15 protein-coding genes are annotated in these 18,497 nt (G+C 65.3%); 12 read left to right on the top strand and 3 right to left on the bottom strand.

Going from position 1 to position 18,497, the window contains the following annotated elements; translation table 11 throughout:
• The first annotated feature begins 11 nt into the window (after positions 1-11).
• The 4 genes from glmS (at position 12) to R6258_RS03060 (ending at position 4,416) form a co-directional block, all read left to right on the top strand.
• Positions 12-1,847 (top strand): glutamine--fructose-6-phosphate transaminase (isomerizing), encoded by a 1,836-nt coding sequence (gene glmS / locus R6258_RS03075; RefSeq protein ID WP_318447255.1) that lies wholly within the window; start codon positions 12-14, stop codon positions 1,845-1,847.
• 249 nt (positions 1,848-2,096) lie between these two features.
• Positions 2,097-2,702, top strand: a complete 606-nt coding sequence (locus tag R6258_RS03070) for a hypothetical protein (protein ID WP_318447252.1) — start codon at positions 2,097-2,099, stop codon at positions 2,700-2,702.
• A 212-nt stretch (positions 2,703-2,914) separates the two neighbouring features.
• Positions 2,915-3,343, top strand: a complete 429-nt coding sequence (locus R6258_RS03065; RefSeq protein ID WP_318447249.1) for a phage holin family protein — start codon at positions 2,915-2,917, stop codon at positions 3,341-3,343.
• Positions 3,340-4,416 (top strand): DUF3618 domain-containing protein, encoded by a 1,077-nt coding sequence (locus tag R6258_RS03060; RefSeq protein WP_318447246.1) that lies wholly within the window; start codon positions 3,340-3,342, stop codon positions 4,414-4,416. The genes R6258_RS03065 and R6258_RS03060 overlap by 4 nt, the downstream gene beginning before the upstream one ends.
• Before the next feature lie 115 nt (positions 4,417-4,531).
• On the opposite strand, the gene R6258_RS03055 is transcribed toward R6258_RS03060, so the two are convergent.
• Positions 4,532-5,497, bottom strand: coding sequence for a murein transglycosylase A (locus tag R6258_RS03055; protein ID WP_318447243.1), 966 nt, complete (start codon positions 5,495-5,497; stop codon positions 4,532-4,534).
• A 289-nt stretch (positions 5,498-5,786) separates the two neighbouring features.
• Here R6258_RS03055 and R6258_RS03050 point away from each other — a divergent pair, with 289 nt between their 5' ends.
• Both R6258_RS03050 and R6258_RS03045 read left to right on the top strand, forming a co-directional pair.
• Positions 5,787-6,656, top strand: coding sequence for a DUF72 domain-containing protein (locus R6258_RS03050; RefSeq protein ID WP_318447240.1), 870 nt, complete (start codon positions 5,787-5,789; stop codon positions 6,654-6,656).
• 328 nt (positions 6,657-6,984) lie between these two features.
• The gene (locus R6258_RS03045) at positions 6,985-8,346 is read left to right on the top strand and encodes a sodium-dependent transporter (RefSeq protein WP_318447236.1); all 1,362 of its coding nucleotides are present in this window, start codon (positions 6,985-6,987) and stop codon (positions 8,344-8,346) included.
• A gap of 9 nt (positions 8,347-8,355) precedes the next feature.
• Here R6258_RS03045 and R6258_RS03040 read toward each other — a convergent pair whose 3' ends face one another.
• Positions 8,356-8,559 (bottom strand): PA3496 family putative envelope integrity protein, encoded by a 204-nt coding sequence (locus R6258_RS03040; protein WP_318447234.1) that lies wholly within the window; start codon positions 8,557-8,559, stop codon positions 8,356-8,358.
• Positions 8,560-8,785: 226 nt separating this feature from the next.
• On the opposite strand from R6258_RS03040, the gene hexR reads away from it, so the two are divergent.
• The 3 genes from hexR (at position 8,786) to R6258_RS03025 (ending at position 13,143) form a co-directional block, all read left to right on the top strand.
• Positions 8,786-9,649, top strand: coding sequence for a transcriptional regulator HexR (hexR, locus tag R6258_RS03035; RefSeq protein ID WP_318447232.1), 864 nt, complete (start codon positions 8,786-8,788; stop codon positions 9,647-9,649).
• Positions 9,650-9,724: 75 nt separating this feature from the next.
• A complete protein-coding gene (gene uvrD, locus R6258_RS03030) occupies positions 9,725-11,947 on the top strand; it encodes a DNA helicase II (RefSeq protein WP_318447229.1) in 2,223 nt (740 codons plus the stop codon).
• 107 nt (positions 11,948-12,054) lie between these two features.
• Positions 12,055-13,143 (top strand): TRAP transporter substrate-binding protein, encoded by a 1,089-nt coding sequence (locus tag R6258_RS03025; protein ID WP_318447226.1) that lies wholly within the window; start codon positions 12,055-12,057, stop codon positions 13,141-13,143.
• Positions 13,144-13,180: 37 nt separating this feature from the next.
• On the opposite strand, the gene R6258_RS03020 is transcribed toward R6258_RS03025, so the two are convergent.
• Positions 13,181-13,588 (bottom strand): acyl-CoA thioesterase, encoded by a 408-nt coding sequence (locus R6258_RS03020; protein ID WP_318447224.1) that lies wholly within the window; start codon positions 13,586-13,588, stop codon positions 13,181-13,183.
• Here R6258_RS03020 and R6258_RS03015 point away from each other — a divergent pair.
• Genes R6258_RS03015 through pstA form a run of 3 tightly spaced genes read left to right on the top strand, consistent with a single transcriptional unit; the run spans position 13,587 to position 18,468 of the window.
• A complete protein-coding gene (locus R6258_RS03015; RefSeq protein WP_318447221.1) occupies positions 13,587-14,633 on the top strand; it encodes a phosphate ABC transporter substrate-binding protein in 1,047 nt (348 codons plus the stop codon). The genes R6258_RS03020 and R6258_RS03015 overlap by 2 nt on opposite strands.
• Before the next feature lie 47 nt (positions 14,634-14,680).
• Positions 14,681-16,891, top strand: coding sequence for an ABC transporter permease subunit (locus R6258_RS03010; protein WP_318447219.1), 2,211 nt, complete (start codon positions 14,681-14,683; stop codon positions 16,889-16,891).
• On the top strand, positions 16,888-18,468 hold the full coding sequence (pstA, locus tag R6258_RS03005) for a phosphate ABC transporter permease PstA (protein WP_318447217.1): 1,581 nt from the start codon (positions 16,888-16,890) through the stop codon (positions 18,466-18,468). The genes R6258_RS03010 and pstA overlap by 4 nt, the downstream gene beginning before the upstream one ends.
• The last annotated feature ends 29 nt before the right edge of the window (positions 18,469-18,497 follow it).

Here is an 18,497-nt window from a genome sequence, read left to right as displayed (position 1 = left end):
GAGTAGCGAACATGTGTGGAATCGTTGGCGCCGTTGCCGAGCGCAACGTGCAGGAGATCCTGCTCGAGGGGCTACGACGGCTCGAGTACCGGGGGTACGATTCGGCGGGCATGGCGGTGTTGTCCGACGATGCGCGACTCAATCGCCAGCGAGCGATGGGCAAGGTCGCCGCCCTCGAGGAGCGGCTCGCGTCGTCGTCGTTGAGTGGTCGGGTGGGCGTCGCCCACACACGCTGGGCGACCCACGGGCGCCCCAGCGAAGAGAATGCCCACCCCCACCAGTCCGGCGAGAGCCTGGCGGTGGTGCACAACGGCATCATCGAGAACTTCGAGCCGCTCAAGCGCGAACTCGAGGGTCAGGGGTATGTCTTCACCTCGCAGACCGACACCGAGGTCGTCGCGCACCTGCTGGCGCGTGAATTCAACCGCACCCAGGACCTGCTCGCGGCGGTGCAGACGGTGGTCGCGACCCTCGATGGCGCCTATGCGCTGGCGGTTCTCCACAAGGCCCAGCCCGACGTGATCGTCGGTGCCCGCCAAGGCAGCCCGCTGGTCGTCGGAGTCGGCATCGGCGAAAGCTTTCTGGCATCGGATCCGATGGCCCTGCTGCCGGTCACCGATCGCTTCATCTATCTTCAGGAAGGCGATGTGGTGCGCATCGCACGCGGCGAGCCGGTGACCGTCTTCGACCGTCGCGGCGACCATCAGGAACGTGCCGTACAGACCTACGAGCATGGCGACGGTACGATCACCAAGGGTGGCTATCGGCATTTCATGCTCAAGGAGATCCACGAGCAGCCGAAGGTCATTGCCGCCGCGCTGGAAGGCCGGCTCAGCGAGCGTCATGCCCTGGTCAAGAGCTTTGGTACCGAGGCCGAGGCGCTGTTCGCCGAGGCCCGCCATATCCATATCATCGCCTGCGGTACCAGCTACCATGCCGGACTGGTGGCACGCTATTGGCTGGAAAGATATGCCGGCATTCCCACGCAGGTCGAGGTCGCCTCGGAGTACCGTTACCGCCAGGTCGTGGTTCCCGAGGGGACGCTGTTCGTGACCCTGTCGCAATCCGGTGAAACCGCCGACACGCTGGCCGCCCTGCGTTTCGCGCGGGAACGCGGCTACCTGGCCAGCCTGGCGATATGCAACGTGCCGGGCAGCTCACTGGTACGCGAGTCGGATCTGACGCTGATGACGCATGCCGGTCCGGAAATCGGTGTAGCCTCGACCAAGGCGTTTACCACTCAGTTGGTTGCGCTGCTGCTGTTGACGCTGTCGCTGGGACGATTGCGCGGCATGGATGAGGCCCGCGAGAGCGAGATCGTCCAGGCCCTGCATGGCTTGCCCCAAGCCATTTCCCAGGTGCTCGGTCTGGACGGCGCCATCGAGGAGCTGGCCATGGCCTTCGCCGAGAAGGAGCATGCGCTGTTCCTCGGTCGTGGCGCGCACTTCCCGATCGCCCTGGAAGGCGCGCTCAAGCTCAAGGAGATTTCCTACATCCACGCCGAGGCCTACCCGGCCGGTGAACTCAAGCACGGTCCGCTGGCGCTGATTGACAGCGAAATGCCGGTCATCTCGGTCGCGCCCAACGACGAGTTGCTGGAAAAGCTCAAGTCCAATCTCCAGGAGGTGCGCGCCCGCGGCGGTGAGCTGTTCGTATTCGCCGACGAGGCGGTCGCCCTGGAGGAAGCGGAAGGCGTCAACGTGATGCGGCTTGCGCATATCGACGAGGCGCTGGCACCGATCCTCTACACCGTGCCGCTGCAGTTGCTTTCCTACCATGTCGCCGTGCTCAAGGGCACCGATGTCGATCAGCCACGCAACCTGGCCAAGTCGGTTACCGTGGAATAAACCGACCCGGCAGGCTACCTCCCTTGGTTGTAGCCTGCCGGACCGTTGCGCTTGCCGTTCGGTTTAAATATCTATTCTGGTGTCGTTGCATCCTTTTATTGAATATCTTCTACGCTTGTCACGCCGCTTTGGACGTGAAGAGATCTGTTGACAGATCGGCAATGAAAACTACTTTTTAAAGTACGGAAAGTAGTCATGGATCCAAAAGTTAAAAGTGAATTTAACTTGGATTAAATAGGGAGATGCCACATGACAGAACCAGAAGATCGTAAAAACCAATACACTAATTCACCGAGCGTTACATCCAGCTCACCGGGCGTTACTTCGCAAACGCCCGGCAGTAGTACTGAATCGAAATCCGGCGAGGATCACGATAAAGGCTCGTCCCGGCAGCATGAGGCCAAGGAAAAGGGGCGCGAGACTGTCGATAAAGTCAGAAACGCGGCGCGAATGAAAGCCGAGGGCATGTTCGATGAACAGAAGTGGATGTTCGCGGACCATGTCGAGAGGACGTCGACGGTATTGCGTCAGATGGCGAAGGGCTTTGAGGAACAGGACCAGCGCTATTTTTCCGTTTATGCCCATAACATTGCTCGTTGCACGGACGCCCTTTCACAGCGGCTACGGGAGCAAGACCTGGGTAGCCTCGTGAATCAGGTCCAGCGCTATAGTCAACGTCAGCCGGCGATATTTCTGGGCGGTGCGATTGCCGCAGGGTTTTTCCTGGCGCGCTTCCTGAACAGTTCGCAACAGCACAACGCAGCCAATACTTCTCAAGCCGGTAATCCAGGGGGGCCTTCAGGCACGACGGGATACGGTACTACCAGCGGAACGCCGAACACGAGCGCCTACTGACCTGACGTTTGTCGAAAACTCGCCAAGCACTGTTCGCATGGACACCGGTTTTCTGAAAGACGGTTTTCGTCGGAATGAAACGACCAGCGAGAGGCTATCTATAGGCGGTCCAGGTTTGACTGATGTGCTGATGTTTCGTGAGTGGGCCTGATGGTCCCTAAGCGCTAGAAATGCTTGAACGGTTCATTGGATAGCCAGGGAGGCTAGAGAGTATGGATACGGAGAACGGAAATACGCGGGAAGGCAGCTCATTCGGCTCACTTATCTCAAATGTGACCCAGGAAATTACCGCGCTCATTCGTAATGAAGTCGAGCTTGCCAAAGCCGAGATGCGCCAGAAGGCCTCGCAGTTGGGCATGGGGGTCGGTTCGATCGCGGCGGGTGGTGGTGTTCTGTTGTGCGGGTTTCTCGTCTTGCTCGCCTCGGCAGTGTTCGGTCTGAATATAGTGGTGCAAGCCATGTGGCTTTCCGCACTGATTGTCGGTGCGATCGTGGTCATCGTCGGGTTCATCATGCTTCAGGGCGGCAAGAAGAAGCTGAAGGCCACTAACCTGACCCCCGACAGGACCATGGCTAGTCTGCAGAAGGACCAGGGAATGGCGAAACGGCACAAAAGCCAGGCTAAGGAGCAGCTGAAATGAGCGAACAGCGCAATCAGCGTAACCCCGAAGAGATCGAAGCGGATATCGCACAGCACCGTGAGCGGTTGGATGAGTCTCTCGAAGAGCTCGAGGAGAGGTATTCTCCTCAGCAACTGATCAACAGGACCTTCGATTACGTGCGTCATGGAGGAGCGAACGAATTCGCAGCCAACCTGAGCGAGACCATCAAGCAGAATCCGGCCCCATTCTTGATTACCAGCGTGGGGCTGGGCTGGTTGATATGGTCATCGCAGCGCAGTGTGAACAGCCGGCCCCAGTCCGGTAATGCGACCCGTGGCATAGAGGCTTATTACCCTTCGAAACCGGTAGGCACCGCGAACAAACCGGTAGGTACAACGGGCGATAATGATTCACACGGTCGCGGGCGCACGGCCGCGGCCAAGGAAAAGGCACAGCATATGTCCGATAAGGCACAGCATATGTCCGGCAGCGTCAAGGATCGAGCTCGGGAGATGTCGGATGGCATGCGCGAGCGCACCTCGCGGGTCAGGGCCGGTTCACGAAACGCCATGCATGGCGCCTCGAGCAGAGCGCAGAACTTGGGTCAGCAGACGACCCACTTCATCAAGGAGCACCCGGTGATGGCCGGCGCTCTGGGCATCGCCGTCGGCGCGGCCATCGGCAGCCTGTTGCCCTCGACACGCACCGAAGATGAGCGCATGGGCGGGTTACGCGACAAGGCGGTCGATCGCGCGACCGAAGAGGGTGAGCGTTATGCCGAGGAGGCCCGCGCCAAGGTGCATGAAAAGGCCGAGCAGGTAGAAAATCAGGATACCTCGGAATCGGGGAGCTCCGGAACTGGTGGGGCTTCCAAAACGGGCGGAGACAGCGCCTCCAGGGAAGCCACTACCAACAGTTCCAGCATGGGCGTATCCGGTGCCGGTGGTGACACGGCGAGCCGGGGTTCGAGCGGCTCTACGGGGACGACATCCTCTAGCGCAATTCCTCCATCGAGCACCACGCCCGGCTCCGCAGCGGAGGCGACCGAGCCGAATACGACTCGGCGATCCGGCGTGAATGGCGACGATTCGCGCTCGGGCGGCAACCGCTGACGGCGAGCCATTGACGCCAGTGGCAGGCCAGTGGCAGATAACAGGAACCGGGAGCTTGGCTCCCGGTTCCTGCGTCTGGCTGCGACGATTTAAACGACGAGCGCGTTCAGCGCGTTCAGCGCGTCCTGGGCATCAATACCCAAAGCTGCCCGGTCTGCTTCATACGACCGGCATTTTCGCCGGCTTCGTCGCCATAACCCCAGAAGAAATCAGCCCGTACCGAACCCTTGATGGCGCTACCGGTATCCTGGGCGACCATCAGGCGCCGTAACGGCTCCTCGGAGAGCGGTTGCGTGGTCGCCAGGAACACCGGCGCCCCCAGCGGAATGCGCGAAGGGTCGACGGCGAGGCTGCGCTGCGAAGTCAGTGGCACGCCCAGCGCGCCGACCGGGCCCTCGCTGGTGACCTGGGGATCGATGCCTCGCGATTGGAAGAACACCATGCGTGGATTGACGTCGAGGGCGCTATCGACTTGCTGGGGGTTGCGCCGCGCCCAGTCTCGTATGCCGGCGAGCGTCGCCTTGCCGGGCGTGATCTCGCCGCGATCGATCAGCGCCCGGGCGAACGAGCGGAACGGCTGATTATTGGTGCCTGCAAAGCCCACCCGCATCACGCCGCCCTCGGCCAGCTCGACACGTCCCGATCCCTGAATCTGCAGATAGGCGGCTTCTATCGGATCGTCGACCCAGACCAGCTCCTGACCGCGCAGCGCCCCCGAGGCCATCAATTCGGCGCGCGCCGGGCGAGTCTTGTCGGGATTCTGCGCCCAGGCTTCAGGCAGGCGGTAGAGCGGTACCTGATAGCGTCCATGGCGCTGAAGCGAGCCCTGTAGGCGCGGCTCGTAATAGCCGGTAATCGTGCCGGTGGTCGAGCCGTCGTCGTTGATCATCAGATGGGGCGCGAAGCGCTGCTCGAAGAAGCGGATGATGGCCTGGTTGTCGAGCGGATCGACGCGCCTGGCATCGGCGCAGATCCCGTTCCAGGCGGGCTTGCCGGCCAGTTGGGTGCAGCTGGCACGGAAGGCGCTCCAGGCACTGATGGCATTGTCCTGTGGCCAGCCGGGCAGGGCCTGCCATGACATCGGCTGCATCCGTCCGCTGAGGCCATTGCCGGCCGACGGGGGCGGCAGGGTTGGCGAGGGGGGCCGGCTGCTACAGGCGGCCAGCAGAAGCACGAGACACAATCCAGCAAGGCGTGAGCCGAATTTATGGGGTAGGCCGGACGGCCGCCAGTCGATAGCCAGATTGCGCACGCAGATTCCCTCTGTTCCGTTCCTGAAAGCGGCCGGTAGCAGCCGGCCGTCAGCGATTATAGGCCAAGCCATGCGTTACGCTATACGCCAAGGGTTGCGGCAAGCGAGAGAGTGAGCAATGGCAACGAGCAACGAGCCCCGGCTTCATCTGGGACTGCCCATGTGGGCCAACACCGACTGGCGCGGTGGGCTCTACCCGCGGCACGCCAAGAGCGAGACGTTCCTCGCCGACTACGCGAGATTCTTCAGCAGTGTCGAAGGCAACACCACCTTCTACAGCGGAGCGCCGCGGGCATCCATCGTGGCCGGCTGGGCGCGCCAGGCCCCGGCGCACTTTCGTTTCTGCTTCAAGCTGCCGGCACGCCTGACCCACGAGAAGCGCCTGGTGGCGATCGATGAGGAACTGACAGCGTTTCTGGCCAGCCTGGCACCTCTCGAGAACCGGCTCGGGCCGTTGATGATTCAATTGCCGCGTGACTTCGGCAGCGACGAGTTGCCCCGGTTGGCCGAATTGCTCGAGCGCTGGCCACGGAATATTCCCTGTGCCGTCGAGGTCAGAGCCAGTGAATTTTTCCACAAGGGGGACGCCGAGCAGCAACTCAACCGCTTGTTGATAAGTCACGGTGCCGACCGCGTGATGCTCGACGTGAGACCGCTGTTTTCGACGCCGCCCGGCGACGACACTCGCCTGGTCAAGGCTCAGGGCGAAAAGCCACGACGCCCGCTACATGTGCTCTCCACAGGAGATCGTCCGGTCGTCCGCTTTATCGGACATCTTGACACGGCCATCAATCAGCGGTATTTCGCGCCCTGGATCGAGCGCCTGAACCTGTGGATAAAACAGGGGAAAACCCCTTTTCTCTTTGTGCATACACCGGACAACCGCCGCGCTCCCGAACTCGCGCGAGCATTGGCTGAGCGGCTGCCCGCGACGACCCTGAAGCCGCTTGGCGAATTTCCCGGCGAACGCCAGGCGGATCTGTTCTGAGTAGCCATATCACGGCGGCTTGGACTGGCCATTCGTCCTCTCATCGGATAGTTTTGTCGGGCTTTTTTCGCCTCGATGGCGATCTTTGCTGAAAAGCGCTCATTTTGGCGTTTTTCGGTAGTCCTCCGGCACGTTTCATCGCCTGACGCCTTACCGGGCCACGACGATGCGGCGCTGCCGCGCGGCAGAGATCCTGCTGGCTTTCATGGATCCTGTCATGCCCCTGGCCAGCGTTGCGCGATCCGCAACGCGCGGGACGTGGCACAACAAGCACAAGCCGTCATCGCATCCGATCGATCGATGACGACACGTATCTTCAGGGTGAGTTATGGCTAAACAGCTTCACGCACAATGGTCGTCGCGACTGACCTTTATCCTGGCGGCGGTGGGTTCCTCCGTCGGGTTGGGCAATATCTGGAAGTTTCCCTACATGACCGGAGAGAGCGGGGGCGGCGCCTTCGTACTCATTTACCTGTTGTGTATCTTGCTGGTGGGCATTCCGATCCTGATGTCCGAGTGGCTACTGGGGCGGATCGGGCAGCGCAACCCTATCTCGACGATGGCCTCGCTCACCGCTCGGCTCAAGCGCAGCCCGGCCTGGGTGCTGGTTGGCGTGTTCGGTATTCTCGGCGCTTACCTGATCCTGTCGTTCTACAGCGTGATCGGCGGTTGGGCGCTGGCTTACATTCAACTGGGTGCGGTCAATACCTTCACCGGGCTCGAGGGCGACGCGATCGGCGCGCTTTTCAGCGATTTGCTGGCTAGCCCCCTACGGCTGCTGCTGTGGCACAGTCTGTTCATGGTGCTGACCATCGGCGTGGTGCTTGGCGGCGTCACCGGCGGCCTTGAGCGGGCGACCAAGACGCTGATGCCGACCCTGGTCGTGCTGTTGATCGTGCTGGTGGGCTACGCTGCTGCCTCGGGCGCCTTCGCCGAAGGGGCGGCATACCTATTCACGCCCGATTTCTCCAAGCTGTCCAGCGACGGTGTGCTCGCGGCGATGGGGCACGCCTTCTTCACCCTGAGCCTGGGCATGGGGATAATGATCGCTTACGGCTCCTACCTGCCTAAGGAGGTCAACATCGGACGCAGCGCGATCATCGTGGTGCTGATGGACACGGCGATCGCGCTGATGGCGGGCCTGGCCATCTTTCCGGTGGTGTTCGCCAACGACCTCAGCCCCGGCTCCGGACCCGGCCTGATTTTCCAGACGTTGCCGCTGGCCTTCGGTCATATGCCGGGCGGTTGGTTCTTCGGCTTGCTGTTCTTCATCCTGCTGGTGTTCGCCGCCTGGACCTCGGCTATCTCGCTGTTGGAGCCGATCGTCGAATGGCTCGAAGAGAAGACGCCACTGTCGCGGGTCGGCGCCACGCTCACCGCCGGTGGCGCGACCTGGGCGCTGGGTATCGCCACCGTGCTGTCGTTCAACGTATGGGCCGACGTGGCGCCGCTGGGTGTGTTCGCCAAGTTCGAAGGCATGACCATCTTCGCGCTGCTCGACTACTTCACCAGCAAGTTGATCCTGCCGTTGACCGGTCTGGCAACGGTGATCTTCGTCGGCTGGCGGATGAGCCGCGAGGAAGTTCGCGAAAACCTCAATATGGGGGAGACGGCATTCGGACTGTGGCGCTTTGCCGCGCGTTTCATCGCCCCGCTTGGGGTCATCGTGGTGTTTATCGTCAGCTTGTAACGGGATAAATCACTGGAGCGCGAGATCATCGAAATCGGCGATATCGCGCTCCAGACGCTTTATCTCGTTATGCATCTCGATGCCGCGGCGGGCCCTGAGATAACGAATGGCGGCGGTCTTCTTGCGCGTTTCGTGATCGGCGACCTCAAGGTCCATGAAAATGTCGAGGAGTTCACGTTTCACGGCGCCAAGCTGCTGCGTTGCGTTAGGCATGATCGACTCTCCTTTCTTCGTGCGGTGTCACTGCGACACCTTTTTTACTATACCCCAGTTGACAAAAGCGAGACATTGACGTCCAGAAATGGCGTTTTAACGCTTGATTGCAAGTGCAGGGTCGGTCAGCCTGAGCGGGCATGGTCGTGACCCGCGCGAACCAGCGCCAGCCCGCCCTTGTCAGGGCACTATTTCATGCCGCAAGGCCATCACCGAGGAACCCGCCGTGAGCCGTGCCCTGTTCGATGAAATGAGACGTCGCATGGAGCTGTTCCGACGCTCCGAGCAGAAGGTCGCGCGCTTCGTGCTGCGCAACCCCGATGAAGTCATCCACATGCGCATCGTCGATCTGGCCACCGAGGCCAAGGTCAGCGAGCCGACCGTGGTGCGCTTCTGCCGCGCGCTGGGCTGCGACGGCTTCCAGGACTTCAAGCTCAAGCTGGCGCAGATGCTGGCTACCGGCAGCCAGTTCGCCCAGTTCTCGATGAACGACAGCGACAGCGTCGCCGAGTTTTCCCACAGCATCTTCGATTCCACCGTGGGCACGCTGCTGTCGATACGCGACCGCCTCGACAACGAGGCGCTGGGCAAGGCGGTCAATGCCTTGGCGATGGCCAACCGGGTGGAATTCTACGGTTTCGGGGCGTCGGGCGCGGTGGCCTTCGATGCCCAGCACAAGTTCTTTCGGCTGCAGATATCGACGTCGGCCTACGCCGATCCGCACATGCAGAACATGTCGGCGGCGACCCTCAAGGAGGGCGACGTGGTGGTGGCCATCTCGCAGACCGGGCGTACCCGTGCGCTGGTCGACAGCGTGCGCCTGGCGCGCGAGACCGGGGCCACGGTGATCGGCCTGTGTCCCAGCGATACGCCGCTGGCCGAGGAAGTCGGCCTGCCGCTGTACATCGACGTGCACGAGGACACCGAGATCTATACCCCGATGAGCTCACGCATCGCCCATCTGGTACTGATCGACGTGCTCGCGGTGGGCGTGGCCAAGACCCGCGGGCCGCATCTCACCGAGCAGCTCAAGGCCGTCAAGCGCAGTCTCAATCCGTTGCGCTTTCCCGAACCGGACCAAGACGCCTAGCGGTTCCGGCAGTCGGACTGACTGGCGGGGGATATGCTAAGCTGGGCGTCCATTTCGACACCCCCGAACAATCCCATGGACGACGTTTCGCCGGGCGACGTTTCGCCGCTTCTCGACGATCTCAATCCGGCCCAGCGCGAGGCCGTCAGCGCACCGATGGGCAACATGCTGGTGTTGGCCGGTGCCGGTTCGGGCAAGACCCGGGTGCTGGTTCACCGCATTGCCTGGCTGATGCAGGTCGAGCAGCTCTCGCCCTACGCCATTCTCGCCGTGACCTTCACCAACAAGGCGGCCCGCGAGATGCGCACCCGCCTCGAGGCGCTGCTGGGCCTGTCGCTGCGCAACACCTGGGTCGGTACCTTCCACTCCATCGCCCATCGCCTGCTGCGTACCCACTGGCAGGACGCACGGCTGCCCCAGCACTTCCAGATCATCGACAGCGACGACCAGTTGCGCCTGATCAAGCGCCTGCTCAAGGATCACAACATCGACGACGAGCGCTATCCGCCGCGTCAGGTGCAGCATTTCATCTCGGGTTGCAAGGAGGAGGGCCTGCGTCCGCACCAGGTGCAAACCCACGGCGACGCCTACCTGGGGCAGATGGTCGAACTCTACGAACGCTACCAGCTGACCTGCGAGCGCGGCGGGCTGGTCGACTTCGGCGAGCTGCTGCTTAGAAGCCTCGAGCTGCTGCGCGACAACCCACGGCTGCTGGCCCACTACCGTGAGCGCTTCGCCCACCTGCTGGTCGACGAGTTCCAGGACACCAACACCCTGCAGTACGCCTGGCTCAAGCTGCTCGCCGGCGACAGCGCCGGGCTCACCGTGGTCGGCGACGACGATCAGTCGATCTACGGCTGGCGCGGGGCGCGGGTCGAGAACATCCGTCGCTTCGAGCAAGAGTTCGCCAATACCCGCACCGTGCGCCTCGAGCAGAACTACCGCTCGACCAGCGCGATCCTCGACGCCGCCAACGCGCTGATCAGCCACAACGCCGGTCGCATGGGCAAGGAGTTGTGGACCGCCGGTGCCAAGGGCGAGCCGATCTCGGTGTATGCCGGCTTCAACGATCTGGACGAGGCCCGCTTCATCGTCGACACCATCAAGGGCAAGGTCGACGAGGGCTTCAACCGCCGCGAAGTGGCGATCCTGTATCGCTCCAACGCCCAGTCGCGAGTGCTCGAGGAGACGCTGATCCGCCAGGGCATGCCGTATCGCATCTACGGCGGCCAGCGCTTCTACGAGCGCCTGGAGATCAAGAATGCGCTGGCCTACCTGCGCCTGCTGCTCAACCGCGAGGACGATGCCTCGCTGGAGCGGGTGATCAACGTGCCGGCGCGCGGCATCGGCACCCGCACGGTGGAGATCCTGCGCGAGCGGGCCCGCGATCACGGCGTCTCGCTGTGGCAGGCGCTGCACGACAGCGTCAGCGACGGCACCTGCAAGGGCCGCGCCGGCAATGCGCTCACGGCCTTCGCCAACCTGATCGAGCGTCTCGACAACGAGACCGCCGGCATGGGGCTCCACGAGATCATCGAGCACGTCAACGCGATCACCGGGCTGGTCGAGCACCACCGCAGCGAGAAGGGCGAGAAGGGCCAGGCGCGGGTCGAGAACCTCGAGGAACTGGTCAACGCCGCGCGCGCCTTCACCCAAGGCGACGCCATGAGTCTCGGGGAGAGCGGCGAGGGCAGTGCCGCGCTCGCGCCGTTCCTCGCCGAGGCGGCGCTCAACGCCGGCGATCACGAGGCCGACGAGTTCGAGGACTGCGTGCAGTTGATGACCCTGCACTCGGCCAAGGGCCTGGAGTTCCCGATCGTGTTCGTCGCCGGCGTCGAGGAGGGGCTGTTCCCGCACAAGATGTCGATGGAGGAGCCGGGCCGCCTGGAGGAGGAGCGCCGGCTGTGCTACGTCGGCGTGACCCGCGCCATGCACAAACTCTACCTGACGCATGCCGAGATGCGCCGTCTGCACGGCAAGGAAACCTTCCAGCGGCCGTCGCGGTTTATCCGCGAGCTGCCCGAGGAGCTGCTCGAGGAGGTGCGTCTGCGCGGTCAGATCTCGCGTCCGGTCACCGCGACGCGTGTGGGACGCGGGCTGTCGCAGCAGGCCACGGTCTCGGCCGGCGACGACCTGCCCGCGCTGTCGCTGGGCCAGCGGGTCAGCCATCCGCTGTTCGGCGAGGGGGTGATCCTCAATGCCGAGGGGCAGGGCGAGCGCGCCCGGGTGCACGTCAGCTTCGAGGGCGAAGGCGACAAGTGGCTGGTGCTGGGCTTCGCCAAATTGACGCCGCTCTGAGCGGCGCCATTCGCTTGCTCATGAAAACGCCCTTCGCGCATACTCCGACACGGACCCCTGCGCCCATCAAGGGCCAAACAGAACAATCACCTGGAGTCACGCCCGTTATGCAACGTCGTAAGTTTCTTACCGCGCTCGGCGCCGGTGCCGCCGGCGCGGTCGCCGCCCCCTTCGTTTCCACCGCTCGCGCCCAGGACACCGTGCGCTGGAAGATGGTCACCTCCTGGCCCAAGAACTTCCCGGCGCTGGGTACCGGCGCCAACGATTTCGCCAAGCGCATCGGCGAGCTGTCCGGTGGGCGCATGCAGGTCGAGGTCTATGGCGCCGGCGAGATGGTCCCCGCCTTGGAAGTGTTCGATGCGGTGTCGTCGGGCACCGCGCAGATGGGCCACTCCGCCTCCTACTACTGGCTCGGCAAGGTCAAGGCGGCGCAGTACTTCACCGCCGTGCCGTTCGGCATGAACACCACCGAAACCAACGCCTGGCTGTACCAGGGCGACGGCTTGAAGCTGTGGGACGAACTCTACGCCGAGCACAACCTCAAGCCGTTCGCGGTGGGCAACACCGGCACCCAGATGGCCGGCTGGTTCAAGAAGGAGATCAACTCCCTCGAGGACATGCAGGGGCTCAAGATCCGCCTGCCCGGGCTCGCCGGCGAGGTCATGAACCGCATCGGCGCCACGGCGCTGACCATTCCCGGTTCGGAGATCTTCACCTCGATGCAGACCGGCGTGCTCGACGCCGCCGATTGGGTGGGTCCCTACAACGATCTGGCCTTCGGTCTTCACCAGGTCGCGGAGTACTACTACACCTCGGCGTGGAACGAGCCCAGCGCGGTGCTCGAGGGCACCGTCAACCTGGACGCCTGGAAGGCATTGCCCGACGACCTCAAGGTGGTGGTCGCCGAAGCGGCCCGCAGCGCCAACCTGGCGATGATCAACGAGTTCACCCTGCGCAACGCCGAGGCGCTCAAGACGCTGGTCGACGAACATGGCGTCAAGCTGCGCTCGCTGCCCGATGACGTGCTCAAGGCGCTGTACGAGGCCTCGCAGAAGGTGCTCGAGGAACAGGCGGCAAGCGATCCCGCTTCGGCCAAGATCTACGAGTCGTATAACGCCTTCCAGCAACACATCCGGCCGTACACCGATGTCGGCGAGTTCGCTTACCTGAAGAACCGCGCGATGGTCCGCGGCTAGGCGCGTCCTTAAGGCAGCTCGGCGATGCCGGCCGGGGTCAGCCCTCGGTCGGCACTGCGCGGATGCGCCCGTTGTCGTCCAGCGCGACCATCACGAAGCGAGCCTCGGTGACCTTGTAAAGCTCGTCGGGGTTGCGCTCGTGGGGCGGGCGAATCCATACCTCGGCATCGATGGTGATCGAGCTGTGGCCGATGTCGCGCACGGCGGTGAAGATGTTGACCACCGAGCCGATGCGCACCGGGCATAGGAAGTCCATCGATTCGACGGCCACCGTGGCGGTGCGCCCATGGGCCTGGCGGCCGGCACACAGCTCGGCGGCCTGGTCCATCTGATTGATCAGCCAGCCACCGCTGATATCGCCGTAGTAATTGGTGTCCTGGCGCCTCGCCAGGACCTTCAGGGTCAGATCGCCCTGCGGGGCGGGTACGTCATCGAGGTCGGTCATGCTCGCTCCCTATCCAGCGCTTGTTGTTATCCGCCTGCTCGGCCTCATCTTAAACGTCGGCACGCCCGCTCGACCACTCTCCCGGCCCGGTCGACGTGGCATCGGCGCGCCGACGCTGGTCGGATTGGCGCTCACGGCCGCGCTGGGCGGTTCGCCGCTGGCGGCGGCGCAGCCCATCGTCGGCACACTCGATGCGATCGGCTCGGATACCCTGGCGGGGTTGATGATGCGCTGGGGCGAGCAGTTCGCGGCGCGCCACCCGGGCGTGCGCCTGCAACTGCAGGCGAGCGGTTCGGCCACCGCGCCGCCGGCGCTGGCCCAGGGCACCACGCGGCTCGGGGCGATGTCGCGGCGCATGAGCGACACCGAGCGTGCGGCCTTCGCCGCCGGCCAGGGCTACCCGCCGACCGCGGTGCCGGTGGCGCTCGACGCGCTGGCGGTGTTCGTCCACCGCGACAATCCCATCGAGGCGCTGAGCCGCGACCAGCTCGATGCGATCTTCTCCGACACCCGGCGCTGCAGCGACCGGCCACCGCTCACCCGCTGGGGCCAGCTCGGCCTGGCGGGGCCCTGGGCCGAGCGGCCGATCACCCGCCACAGTCGCAACAGCGTCTCGGGCACCTTCGAGATTTTCCAGCGCGAAATACTGTGCCACGGCGTTTTCCAGCCGTCGGTCAATCAGTATCCGGGCTCGGCGGCGGTGGTCGCCGCGGTGGGCGACAGCCCGGGTGGCATCGGTTACGCCGGCATGGGTTATCTCACCGCGGCGGTCAAGCCGCTGGCACTGATCGATGCGCAGGGCCGGCGTGTCCGTCCCACGCCGAAGACGGCGATCAACGGTGCGTATCCGCTGACCCGGCCGCTTTACCTGTATCTCAACAAACGCCCCGGTGAGCCGCTGCCGGCGCTGGAGCGGGCCTTTCTCGCGCTGGTGCTGTCGCCGGCCGGCCAGGCGCGGGTCGCCGAGGCGGGTTTCGTGCCGCTGCCCGAGGCGACCCGTCAGCGTTGGCGAAAGCGGCTGGGGCTCGATCCCGCGTCCGAGTGAGCCGTCATCAAGCTGTCATGCTACTGTCGTAGTTTATCGTTCTACCCATGATGGGCCTGCCCTGCTGCATGTTCGCTCTCATTCCCGAGCTTTCCGCCCCCTCCGCTTCCCGCCGCCGGCGTCGCCAATGGCGCGATCGCCTGGCCAGCCTGGTGATTCGCGCGGCGGGAATCGGCGTGGTCGCCGCGGTGCTGGCGATCGGCGTGTTCCTGGCCGTCGAAGTAGTGCCGCTGTTCGCGCCGACGCGCATCGAGCCGGCCGGCCCGGCCGCTGGACCGGCGATCGATCCGCCCGATACGCTGGCCGGCGCCGTGACGCTGGACGGCGATACGCTGCTCGCCATCACCGCGGACGGCCGCTATCGCACCCGTTCCCTCGATGACTCGTCCTCGAGCGAATGGACCCAGCTGCCGGGTGCGTTGCTCGCCGGGCAGCGGATCGTGACCGTCGCCGCTAACGAGGCGGCGCTGGCGCTGGGCCTTTCCGGCGGCGATGTAATGCTTGTGCCGCGTGCTAGCGGGGGCGAACCCGAGTGGACGCAGCTGCGACGCTATTCGTTGTTCGCCGGAATGCGGCTCGCCGAGCTGACACTGGCCGGCGATTCCCGGCGCTGGTGGCTGGCGGGGCGCAGCGAGGATGGCCAGGTCGCGGCGCTTCGCGGCGGCCGGGACGAGGCGAGCGGGGAAACCGCCGTACGCCGCTTCGCGCTTCCCGACGAGGCCGAGCATCTCGCGCTGGACGGCGACGGCCGGCTGGTGCTGGCGAGCGCTCGGCGGCTCGCCGTATGGATGCTGGACGCCGACCGGCCACAGGCGCTGGGCGAGATGGAGGCGTTCGACGAGCCGGATCGCCGCATTACTGCGCTGGGCTATCTCGCCGGCGGCGAGACGCTGCTGGTCGGCGACAGTCACGGTGACCTGCGGCGCTGGCTGGACCGCCACGATGGCCAGGCGCCGCTGATCGCCGCGCCGCGCGAATCGGCTCGCGCCGGCGACGCGATAACCCGCCTGTTGCCGCTGCCCGGGCGGAAGGCGGCGCTGGTGCTCGATGCCGGCGGCGGGCTGAGTTTCCACCAGGCCCTGAGCGGACGACGCTGGCAGGGGCAGGCGCCGTCCAGCGATCCGCTGGCGTGGGGGGCGACGGCCGCGGGGCGACTGTGGTGGCTGGACGCCCAAGGGCTGCGTGTGCGCGCCCTGCATGCCGAGCATGCCGTGGTGACCTGGCGCACCTTGTGGCAGGCGCAGCTCTACGAGGGGCATACCCAGCCCGTGCAGCGCTGGCAGGTCGATGTCGGCGGGGCCGGCGGCGAGTCGCGGTTCGGTCTCACGCCGCTGGCCTGGGGCACGCTCAAGGCGGCCGGCTGGGCGTTGCTGTTCGCGGTGCCGCTGGCGCTCGCTGCGGCCATTCACACCGCGGTGTACATGCCGGCGACGCTACGCAGCCGCGTGCGCCCGGCGCTCGAGCTGATGGAAGCGCTGCCCGGCGTGGTGATCGGTTTCGTCGCCGGGCTGGTGGTCGCGCCGTATGTCGATCGTCATCTGGCCGGCGCGCTGGCGCTGGCGGTGGTCGTGCCGCTGGGGCTATTGCTGGCCGGTGCGCTGTGGGCACGCTTGCCGGTCCGCCTGCAGCGCCGGTTGCCGCTGGGTTGGGCCGGGCTCTGGCTGGTGCCGTGGCTGGCGCTGCTGTGCGCGGCGTCGCTGGCGGCGTCGCCGTGGCTCGAAGCGACGCTGTTCGGCGGCGACCTGCAGGGCTGGCTGGCCGCCGAGCTGGGGCTGACCTATGTCACCCGCAACGCCCTGATCGTCGGCGTGGCGATGGGCTTTGCGGTGATCCCGACCATCTATGCGCTCGCCGAGGATGCGCTTTCCGGGGTGCCGCGCGCGCTCGACGAGGGCGCGCGGGCGCTGGGCGCGACCCGCTGGCAGGCGCTGTGGCGGGTGTGGCTGCCGGCCGCCGGCCCGGGCCTGTTCTCGGCGGTGATGATCGGCGCCGGGCGCGCGGTGGGCGAGACGATGATCGTGCTGATGGCCACCGGCAACACCGCGCTGATGACCGCCAATCCCTTCGAGGGGCTGCGCTCGATCGCCGCCAACATCGCCATCGAGCTGCCCGAGGCGACGCTCGGCGGTACTCATTACCGGGTGCTGCTGTTGAGCGCGCTGGTGCTGTTCGTTTTCACCTTCGCCGTCAACACGCTGGCCGAGGTGGTGCGTCAGCGTCTGCAGCGTCGCTATCGACGCCTCGGAGGGGCGCGATGATGGATACCGCAACCCGACTGGCGCGCGACATGAACCGTGGCGCGGGGCGTGGAGAAGGCGCCTGGCCGTGGCTGGCCGCCGGTGGCGTGGCGCTGTCGCTGCTGATGGTCGTGGCGCTGCTGGTGCTGTTGGCCGGCCGCGGGCTGGGGCAGTTCTGGCCCGCTTCACTGGAGCGCGTGACCCTCGACGACGGTCGTGTATTCGCCGGTGAGCCGGTGCGCCAAATCGAGACCTGCGACGGGCATCGCGAATGGCTCTACGCCACCGCCAACCGCGATCTCGACGGTCAGGCCTGGCGCTGGGTCGAGGCCGGGCGCATCGTCAGCCGCGAGACGCCGGAAGACCTCGTACGCCTGGAGCGCCAGCGCTGGGGGCCGTTCATCGGTTACGTGCGGGCGGTGCAACCGTCGGCGAACTCACCCCTCGGGCAGCCGGCCGTCGAATCGTCGGCCTGGCGGATCCTGCAGGCGCGCCTGGTCAGGGCACGAGCGTTGCGCGAACGACTGGCGACGCTGCGCGCCTCGACCCTCGCGCCGCTGGCCGAGGAGCTTGCCGCCGCCGAATCGCCCAGGCCGGCGACGCTGGCGGCGTTCGACGCCGCGCAGCAGCAGGCCGCCAAGCTTCGTGACGCGCTGGGCGGCGAGTCGCTGGTGCTCGAAAGCGCCGACGGGCGGCGTCTGACGGTGCCCCTCGAGTCGGTACTCGACGCCTGGCGGCCCAATGCCATGGGCCCGCTCGCCAAGCTGGGCCTCTGGGGGCAGCGGGTGTGGGCGTTTCTCAGCGAGGGACCGCGGGCCGCCAATACCGATGGCGGCGTGTGGCCGGCGATCTTCGGCACGGTGTTGATGGTGATCCTGATGTCGCTGGTGGTCACGCCGTTCGGCGTGCTGGCGGCGGTCTACCTGCACGAGATCGCTTACCAGGGGCGGCTGACCCGGCTGGTGCGCATCGCCGTGCGCAATCTCGCCGGTGTGCCGTCGATCGTCTACGGCGTGTTCGGGCTGGGGGTGTTCGTCTACGGCATCGGCGGCACGCTCGATCAGTGGCTGTTCAGCGCGCAACTGCCGTCGCCGACCTTCGGCACCGGTGGCCTGCTGTGGGCGTCGCTGACCCTGGCGCTGTTGACCCTGCCGGTGGTGATCGTCGCCACCGAGGAGGGCCTGGCGAGGATTCCCGACCATCAGCGTGAGGGGGCGCTGGCGCTCGGCGCGACGCGCTACGAGACGCTCACCCGGGTGGTGCTGCCGATGGCGTTGCCGGCGATGCTCACCGGGATGATCCTGGCGGTGGCGCGGGCCGCCGGCGAGGTGGCACCGCTGATGTTGGTCGGGGTGGTCAAGCTGGCGCCGCGGTTGCCGCTGGATGGCGATTTCCCGTTTTTGCATCTCGACAGCAAGTTCATGCACCTCGGCTACCATGTCTTCAACCTGGGCTTTCAGAGCGGCGACATCGAAAGCGCGCTGCCGCTGGTCTATGCCACGGCGCTGTTGCTGGTGACGGTGATCGTGGTGCTTAACCTGACTGCAATATTTCTGCGGCATCATCTGCGGGCACGTCACCGTGTCCTGCATCGTTAGGAGGTTAGCTACCGTTGTCCGTTATCCAC

This window comes from Halomonas sp. HP20-15, assembly GCF_033446685.1.
Taxonomy (GTDB): domain Bacteria; phylum Pseudomonadota; class Gammaproteobacteria; order Pseudomonadales; family Halomonadaceae; genus Modicisalibacter.
The sequence above is the reverse complement of the archived record's forward strand: the minus strand, read 5'-3'. Positions and strand labels throughout refer to the sequence as shown.